Annotated in this window: 10 protein-coding genes and 1 pseudogene; 10 read left to right on the top strand and 1 reads right to left on the bottom strand. The window is 51.9% G+C overall.

The genetic code is table 11. The features are described from left to right. Positions 1–157: 157 nt before the first annotated feature. The 9 genes and pseudogenes from DC3_RS28445 (at position 158) to DC3_RS28490 (ending at position 6,566) form a co-directional block, all read left to right on the top strand. Positions 158–1,000, top strand: coding sequence for a hypothetical protein (locus DC3_RS28445; protein ID WP_146892099.1), 843 nt, complete (start codon positions 158–160; stop codon positions 998–1,000). Continuing rightward, positions 1,000–1,347, top strand: a complete 348-nt coding sequence (locus DC3_RS28450; protein ID WP_146892102.1) for a hypothetical protein — start codon at positions 1,000–1,002, stop codon at positions 1,345–1,347. The genes DC3_RS28445 and DC3_RS28450 overlap by 1 nt, the downstream gene beginning before the upstream one ends. 66 nt (positions 1,348–1,413) lie before the next feature. Then, positions 1,414–1,914 carry a hypothetical protein gene (locus tag DC3_RS28455; protein WP_146892105.1) on the top strand — a complete coding sequence of 167 codons (501 nt, stop codon included), beginning with the start codon at positions 1,414–1,416 and terminating at the stop codon, positions 1,912–1,914. Between the two features lie 60 nt (positions 1,915–1,974). Further along, positions 1,975–2,241: a YlcI/YnfO family protein gene (locus tag DC3_RS28460; protein ID WP_146892108.1), complete on the top strand. Its 267-nt coding sequence runs from the start codon at positions 1,975–1,977 to the stop codon at positions 2,239–2,241. A gap of 868 nt (positions 2,242–3,109) precedes the next feature. Then, positions 3,110–4,120, top strand: a complete 1,011-nt coding sequence (locus tag DC3_RS28470) for an IS110 family RNA-guided transposase (protein WP_146892111.1) — start codon at positions 3,110–3,112, stop codon at positions 4,118–4,120. A 27-nt stretch (positions 4,121–4,147) separates the two neighbouring features. After that, a pseudogene (locus DC3_RS30215) lies at positions 4,148–4,378 on the top strand (transposase); the annotation flags it as partial. Continuing rightward, on the top strand, positions 4,350–4,931 hold the full coding sequence (locus DC3_RS28480; protein WP_146892117.1) for a transposase: 582 nt from the start codon (positions 4,350–4,352) through the stop codon (positions 4,929–4,931). The pseudogene DC3_RS30215 and the gene DC3_RS28480, both read left to right, overlap by 29 nt. Before the next feature lies 1 nt (position 4,932). Next, positions 4,933–5,397, top strand: a complete 465-nt coding sequence (locus DC3_RS28485; protein WP_146892119.1) for a hypothetical protein — start codon at positions 4,933–4,935, stop codon at positions 5,395–5,397. 155 nt (positions 5,398–5,552) lie between these two features. Then, positions 5,553–6,566 carry an IS630 family transposase gene (locus DC3_RS28490; RefSeq protein ID WP_146892122.1) on the top strand — a complete coding sequence of 338 codons (1,014 nt, stop codon included), beginning with the start codon at positions 5,553–5,555 and terminating at the stop codon, positions 6,564–6,566. Here DC3_RS28490 and DC3_RS28495 read toward each other — a convergent pair. After that, positions 6,563–7,150 (bottom strand): suppressor of fused domain protein, encoded by a 588-nt coding sequence (locus DC3_RS28495; protein ID WP_186816335.1) that lies wholly within the window; start codon positions 7,148–7,150, stop codon positions 6,563–6,565. The two genes, DC3_RS28490 and DC3_RS28495, sit on opposite strands and share 4 nt — an antisense overlap. Before the next feature lie 122 nt (positions 7,151–7,272). Here DC3_RS28495 and DC3_RS28500 point away from each other — a divergent pair, with 122 nt between their 5' ends. Then, positions 7,273–7,710 (top strand): DUF6232 family protein, encoded by a 438-nt coding sequence (locus tag DC3_RS28500; RefSeq protein WP_146892128.1) that lies wholly within the window; start codon positions 7,273–7,275, stop codon positions 7,708–7,710. Positions 7,711–7,720: the final 10 nt, after the last annotated feature.

The raw sequence follows: 7,720 nt of genomic DNA on the forward strand, positions 1-7,720 counted from the left end.
CAACCCAAGTTTTTGGTGAGGCCCAAGCTACTGCAAGGAGCTCTCAGCAACACTCCTTAATTGCTTTTTTGTGAAAGTTTCATACTATAATGGTATTTGGAATACGTTTAGAACGCATTCTTTGGAGGTGTCATGAAAAAAAATAGCCCTGTTGGGGATGATGGGGGTGCTGGCAGGTTGTGACCAGTTGCAGCAGTTCACCGGGAGCGTCCCACAACCCAAACCGCCCAAGCCCCTCAAAGTCACCCTGAACAATGAAAGGTGTTTCAGCATGGTTGCAGAGGTCAGCGGCCAGCACGACCAGGTGCAACTGTTGATCACCAGCCCGGACGTGGCCTTGAACGATTCATGGTCCCGCACCATCAGCACGGAGGAGTTGGAAGGACTCGGCAAAGTGCAGCTGAAGGTATCATGCGTTGTGAGCAGTCAGGAGGGGTCCAGCACCGGGTACAGCGTCACCGAGCACCTGCTGAGCCCAGACAAAGTGCAGACGGTCACGGTGTATTCCCCGGCCAGGGCCAAGAAGCAGAACCTTGGGGCACGCACCGAATACAAAGCCCCGGTTCCTGCAGTGGTGCCGCTGGATGAAATTGGTGACCTGCCTCCTCCTCCCCCACCGCCGCCACCCCCACCCACCTTCAAACCGTTGAAAATCACCTTGCAGAGCACCAGCAAGTGCACCACCATGCAGGCTGTGGTGACCCTGGTGAAAGACAGCGTGGAGAGCAGCACCATCGAGGGCCCTGAACTGAACAAAGGAGAGAAGTGGGCCAGGACCTGGACCAGCGAGGACCTGAAAGGCTACCAGAAAGTGCGGCTGCTGGCCCGGTGCCAGGTGGTGATAGAAGACAGCACGACTGAGGGGTACGGCATCACAGAGCACCTGCTGAGCACCACTGAAGAGACGGTGCTGGACGTGGCCGATCCTTCCAGTGCTGTGAAGCTGGAAAGGCGTGTGGAATACAAGAATCCTGTGCCCACCGTAAAGCCTTTGGATTGATGAGCGACTTGAACCCTGCCGAGGCTTCAGAGGTGATCGATTTCCAGGGACCGTTTTACATCTATGCCCTTGATGGGCACTGTGACTGGAATCCTTTTCGCAAGTGGTTCAACACCAATTTTGGCGAGATGCGAATCCAGGTTCACTTCCAGACGTTTTCTGAGGCTGTGCAGTACATCCTCGCAGACGAGGACCCCTGGGAATTTGCCATTTGCTTTGAGGGGGAGATCTACACCGGGAGCGACTTTTATCCCCTGGTGCGCACCTGCATGGAGTTGTGTCTGGAGAAGCCCCTGGAGGATGGCAGGTGTGACAACCCGAAGTGCAGCTGCGGTTACGAGTTCTGACCAGGGGCCCATGGAATTGGGGTGCAGCAACCACCCCAATTGCTATTTTCTTATTTAAATAATAAAATGGATGAACCGGGTGATGGGACACACCCGGCAAATCCACTTCACCAGGAGATCCATGAACAGACTTCACAGCTTCAGATTGTTCGTCCAGCGAAACCTTACTTTTCCATTCGCCATCCCCACAACCCCACGCCACCAGCTGCTTGCTTCACCACGCCTCTGCCCGATCCGGGTTCAGGTCACCGTGCCCAGGCGTCACCGGAGCAAATGATGGACGATGCCGACTTTGAAAGCATCAAAGCGCAGTTGATGGCCTCAGGGCTTCCTGAAGCCCAGGCCCACGAAACTGCCCTCAGGATCATTTACGGCTTTAAAACCGTGCAGCCCGGCATCATTTACGGGGTGGAAGACGATGATGATGTGGGCCGGATCTGGAAGCGGGCCCGTCGCGCCGGGGCCACCAGGCTGGTCATGGAAATCAAAGTCAAAGACGATGGACACCTGCAGGTGCTGATCCTGGAAAGGACCGGGGAGAACCCGGCAAACCCTGGAGGCAATTGAGGGCCCACCCAGGGCTGTTTTCTTATTACAATAAAGAAAACCACCCGGCCAGGAGTCCTCATGTCCGATCAGCCCACCCCAGACGACCAGGAGCAACCCAAACGGAAACGTAAAAAAGGCGGAGGCAGAAAGCGGCAGGCCAGCGCCCCAGCCACCCCTGAAAACCAGTTCATGACGTACCAGCCGCAAATCATCCGGGAGGCTGTTGCAGCCTACACTGTCAAAACAGGCAAATCTAAAAGCAGGATCGTCGAAGAGGCCCTCAGGGCCTACCTGGACCTTCCTCCCTTGCCAGAAAACCCAAACGAATACCCAGAGTCCCCCTGAACACGCTCTTTTTTCCTTTGCGGATTTTTGATGGCCTGTCCAGCACAGGCAACCCAGCTTGGCAACCCCATGACAACCTTGCATTTTGTAACATTTTTGTGATCAAACAGGAGTAACTGTCTTAAAAGTCAAGGGGCAGACCTTGTAGAAACATATTTTTGAGGCTGTTGGCTCTCTTAAGACCCAGGTGGCATAGCTGTCACCTGGAATAAAGCTGTCTTTTTTCATCCTACCCAGAGGCTGACCTGTTTTAAAGCTCGGCTACCGAACCTCGTAAGCAGAATAATGCTCTCTTAAGTCTGGCTAGGAAGTATCACCACATGACCTGAATGAATCTTAGCCGCATAGGAGGCTTTTTCTGCCTCGTTCTCGTTGAAAAAGCTCTGATCAGAGCAAATGTATAGGCTTTCTCGTTTCAGTACGAAAACTAGTCCTCGCTCTAGGAAAAAGGCATGTCTGCCTCAGAGACCGTCCGAAAACGCTCTGGGTGGGACAGAATGATGGTAAGTTGGTAAAATACTGTCTGTGACGAGAAAGAACTATTCCAGTGACCTCACTGATCGTGAATGGGAACTGCTTGAACTCTTGATCCCACCCACCAAGCCCGGTGGCCGTCCCGCTCGCATCCAAAGACGAGAAATCGTTTGTGTGTTAGGCGAGGTCTCCCCACAGGTGGGAGAATGAGCCTGTCACGCCTCCTCGAGTCGACAAGCCTGGGGAAATTCTGGGTCTTCAAGGCCGTGCTTTAAATGCTGGCCGACTCGGGGGTTTTTGGTTCAGACCGAACAGTATTCAAGGCAAAAAGCCTGCACACAATGCTCTGTCAACTGAAAACTGGGCTGACATTTCTCCCTCCAGGAGGTCATCCATGTTTATTCTTGGCATTGACGTGGGCAAGTCAGAGCTCTATTGCAGACTGCTTCAGACCACCGAAAAAGGCGTAAGCAAGCTGGGCGGCATCCAGATGTTTCCCAATACAGAAGAGGGACGCTATTGCCTCAAACAGTGGCTGGAAGGCCATCAAGCCCTGGGCGACACCACCCATGCGGTGATGGAGGCGACAGGAGTCTATTCCCAGCGGATCGCCCATGCCATTTACACTGCGGGTTGCCAGGTCAGCGTGGTCAATGGTGCTCAAATCAAGTATTTTGCCCGAACCAAACTCAGACGGGGAAAAACCGACAAAATGGACGCAGAGCTGATTGCCCAGTATGGCCTGATCATGAAGCCAGCCGTGTGGCAGCCCACCCGGGATGAATTGGAACACCTCCGTGCCCTGATGAGCGAACGAGACGCGATTCAGACATTAATCACGATGGAAAAGGGTCGCCACCATGCCATGGACCATCAGCAAAATCCGTGCCTGACCGTGGTGGAACGTTGTGAAGCCCGACAGAAGTTGCTGGGGGAGCAGCTGGACCAGGTAGACGAGGAGATCAAAAATACCATCCAGAACGACGCTATCCTTAAAGCCCAGGTAGACTTGCTATGTTCCATTCCTGGTGTGGGTCTACTGACGGCTTCGATTCTGCTGACTGAAACCCATCACCTGGAGAATTTAGAAACCGCTAAGCAGTGGGCGGCTTATGCAGGTCTATCTCCTGTGCCCAGGGAGTCCGGACAATTCAAGGGTCGGACGACGATTTCCAAGGTGGGCAACAAAAAGATCCGCAACATCCTTTATCTGTCAGCCCTAACAGTGTCCAGGATGCACAACGAGCAAACGGAGTTCTACCAGCGCCTGGTCGAGGCTGGTAAGCCGAAGAAAGTGGCTTTGATCGCTCTGGCCCGTAAAATCCTCAGGATATGCTTCGCGGTGCTGCGCTCAGGGGAACCTTATGCAGCAGGCCACCGGAGTCAACCGGCTCTGCCGGCTTGACTCCGGTGGCCAAACACAGTATTTAATGCCTTGCTCTACGTGCTCTGTGAAGGCATCTCATGGCGGGCCATGCCCCATAACTTTTCCCATTGGAAAACTGTTTATGAATACTTTCGCGTCTGGAAGAGAACCGGCGTCTGGGAAAAGGCCAGTCGTCAGCTGGTGAGGACGTATCGCAGCCTGGAAGGACGAAATGAAGACCCGAGTGCAGCCGTTTTAGACTCCCAGAGTGTCAAAACCACCCAAAAAGGGGGCTAGCAAGGGCTTTGATGCAGGTAAGAAAGTCAAGGGACGCAAGCGTTTCTTGTTGTGTGACACGCTAGGAAACATCCTCCATGTAATGGTCTGTGCTGCCAGTACCCAGGAACGAGAGGGTGGAAAAGTCCTGCTCGAAGCCGCCAAAGAGAAGTGTCCTCGCCTAGAGACGATCTTCGTAGACAACGGCTACAACGGAGAAAAATTTGAAGACTGGGTCCTGCAAAAGACTTCCTGGAAGGTCGAAGTGGTCAAGCATGCATCTTCGTTCAGCCGCTATGCGGTCATTGTAGGTAGCGAAATTACGGCTGAAGCCTACCAGGCAGCCATTGCCAAATGGAAGACGGGCAAGAAAGGCTTTGTGGTGCTGAAAAAGCGCTGGGTGGTGGAACGGACCAATGCCTGGGTGGTGCGTCATCGTCGCCTGCGAGTGGACTACGAGTACCTGCCTGAAACCACAGAAGCCTGGATCTATTTGGTCAACATCCGACTGTTGATTCGTCGTCTAGCAAAGCATTATCTGGAAAATGGCAGTGGGGCCCCATTATACTGCTGAAGTGTTTGACACCCTGGAATTGCAGAAAACCAGTCTGCCCCTGAAGGAAGAAAATGGCGTCTCCAACTTGATGTACCTGGATTTCATCCTCAACGGCGTTTCATTAAAGGAATACCTTCGTTGCGAAGAAGCGACGGTGCGCGCCACCCTCTTCAGAGGGCAGTATCGGCCTCCGGTGCGCGATTTTTTAACGCGTCTCAAACAATTTAAGCCGAGCCTGCCTGATTCCAGGGAAGAGATTTATGTGTGCCCTTTTTGTGCAGATCTTGCGTGTGGATCGGTTACGGTTCAAATGGTCATGACCGATGATGCGGTGGTATGGAAAAATTTTGGCTATCAGGGGTCTGAAGAGAAGTGGACGCCACTGGAACCCGCCTTGGAATTCCGGTTTCAAAAAGCTGCTTACTTTTCCTCATTTTATGGACTGGCTCCTCAGTTCAAAGCGTTGGTGAATGACCAGGAATGACCTTTTCGGACGGTCTCTCAGGGAAAATAAGCGTAAATGCTGGTATTGGCGAGTTTGGAAGAGCAAAAGTTGAAAATTGCGATTTTTTGTGTTCAGCTTATTGATCTTTGCATTGACCACTGAGCCTCATGGTCTACGTGTGAAACGGTGGTGCTATGGGCTGGCTTCCACCACACCTCACCCGCCAACAACGTGAAGCTCGCAGACTGCACTTCGCTCAAACCCTACAACACACCCAACTCCCAAATCGGCATCTCCGCGAATACTACGGAGTTTCCAAATCAGGCCTGCATTACTGGAAACAACGTCTCAAAACGGCTGGACTTGAAGGTTTAAAGGCCAGAAAAATCCCTGGACGACAGTGCAAACTGACCGCAGAACACCTCACAACACTCAAGGACCTTCTTCAGGAAAGTGCCCTTCAACACGGCTATCCTGACCCCACCTGGACCTGTCGGCGAGTGCGGGACCTCATTGGTCTGCGTTTTGGCATCTGGTATCACCCCAGCCATGTTTTCAAGATCCTGCGGCGACTGGGTTTCTCCTATCAGAAGCCCGAAAAACGAGCCATTGAAAGGGACGAGGCCAAAATAGCGGCCTGGACAGAACAAGTGATTCCAGAGCTTCAAAAGCACACTCAGAAGGGAGCCACCCTGGTCTTTCTGGATGAAAGTGGAATCAGTCTGAAAACCACCACTCGCAAAACCTGGGCGGTCAAAGGTCAGACCCCGCTGATCAAAACCAGAATGAATTGGGAGAAGCTATCGGTGATTGGCGCGCTGACCCATACGGGTCACTTTTACCAACACACCTTGCCTGGTGCTTGCAATGGGTCGAAAGTCGCTCAATTTCTGGCTCATCTCCTGAAACACCTGCAGGGAGACCTCATGGTGGTCTTGGACAATGCAGGAATCCACAAATCCCGACCTGTGCAGGATTTACTGAATAAGCATCCCCGCATGAAGCTGGTGTTTCTTCCCCCTTACGCGCCAGAACTCAATCCGATCGAGCCGATCTGGGCTGTCGTGAAGCACCACATCCTGGGCAATCGGCTGGCCAGGACATTGAAGGACCTCAAAAGCTCTCTCAGACCTGTGTGGACCCGGATTCGGCGTCTGGATCTCCAAAAGGTTGCAACCTCAGGCATGTGGGAGAAGATCAAAGCCTAGAGCAAGGCGGCCCGTCGGAAATCAGCGAAGTCAGGTTTGTGGCGATGGAGTATCTCCTCAAAGGCATCAGGACCCTGATCCAGAATCAACTGGCGTTCAGATTCATGGATGGGAATCACCCACAGGGTTTGAATTCGGAGGTTGGCAAATTTGAGCTGTCCCAGAGGGTCTGAAGTGTAGATCAAAGGGTCATCTTCATATGGGTAAGTCAGATACACACTGGTCATGGGTGATCCACCTCCAATGCCGTGCTGGCGACTGATCACCAGGGTTTCTCCTGCGTCCAAGCTGCGAGAGATCAGATAAGGGACCTGGGCAATCCGAAACAGCAAGTCACAGCACACCCGATCCATAGCCTGCTTGCCATGCATCAGGTATTCATAGCGGACCCCGAGATCATCTCCAAATTCAGCTTGACTGCCTGGGACGACATTGCGGCTGGCACCATTGGTCATGTAACGCAGATAACTTTGGGAACTGGGGAAGGTCATGACAGCAAATTGGGGGTCCAGTGCGGGATGTTGTTTTTGGGGGACGATCACCTGGCTGGGTTCCCCAAGCCACTGTTTGACATGGTGGAGCATGGCTCCTCTAACTTCTTCTGGGTGGACAAAGGGGGCGGAATCCAACGACATGCCTTACCGTAGCAGGTTCTTTCAGCCACTCGCCGGGTTCGTTCATCACTCTGTGCAAAGATCAATAAGATATGACTTCAGAGCGAGCAGGTGAACTCCTCAACACTAGTGTCCAAGATGGTATCCTACGCATAGGAGAAAAAGCATATTTTTTAAGAAACATAACTTCAGTCAATGTTAAAGAGGTATACGTGCCAGCTAAATATTCGTATCCAAGAGTGATAAAATCAAACAAGATTGGCTGTCTGTATCCCTTTATTGTTTTTGTAATTTCTAATTTCTTAATTAAATATATAGGCGTATATGCTTACATCTTACTGATTGGATCTGTAATTTTCTCTATATCGATTTTTTTCTATACTAAAACAATTATATTAGATCCAGGTGGTACGGGATATATTTTAGAAATACAGACCAATTCGGGTGTTCAAGAAATTTTAGCATCAAGAGACAGAAGCACTGTCATATCACTTGCGAGGCAGATCGAAGAAGGAGTTTCACTTTTGTGACAAATCGACC

The sequence above is a fragment of the Deinococcus cellulosilyticus NBRC 106333 = KACC 11606 genome (assembly GCF_007990775.1).
Lineage (GTDB): Bacteria > Deinococcota > Deinococci > Deinococcales > Deinococcaceae > Deinococcus_C > Deinococcus_C cellulosilyticus.

What these genes read in the sequence shown, in the direction of transcription:
- DC3_RS28445 (WP_146892099.1), top strand. Translation starts at nt 158, where the DNA reads ATGATGGGGGTGCTGGCAGGTTGTGACCAGTTGCAGCAGTTCACCGGG.
- DC3_RS28450 (WP_146892102.1), top strand. Translation starts at nt 1,000, where the DNA reads ATGAGCGACTTGAACCCTGCCGAGGCTTCAGAGGTGATCGATTTCCAG.
- DC3_RS28455 (WP_146892105.1), top strand. Translation starts at nt 1,414, where the DNA reads ATGGATGAACCGGGTGATGGGACACACCCGGCAAATCCACTTCACCAG.
- DC3_RS28460 (WP_146892108.1), top strand. Translation starts at nt 1,975, where the DNA reads ATGTCCGATCAGCCCACCCCAGACGACCAGGAGCAACCCAAACGGAAA.
- DC3_RS28470 (WP_146892111.1), top strand. Translation starts at nt 3,110, where the DNA reads ATGTTTATTCTTGGCATTGACGTGGGCAAGTCAGAGCTCTATTGCAGA.
- DC3_RS28490 (WP_146892122.1), top strand. Translation starts at nt 5,553, where the DNA reads ATGGGCTGGCTTCCACCACACCTCACCCGCCAACAACGTGAAGCTCGC.
- DC3_RS28495 (WP_186816335.1), bottom strand. Translation starts at nt 7,150, where the DNA reads ATGCTCCACCATGTCAAACAGTGGCTTGGGGAACCCAGCCAGGTGATC.
- DC3_RS28500 (WP_146892128.1), top strand. Translation starts at nt 7,273, where the DNA reads ATGACTTCAGAGCGAGCAGGTGAACTCCTCAACACTAGTGTCCAAGAT.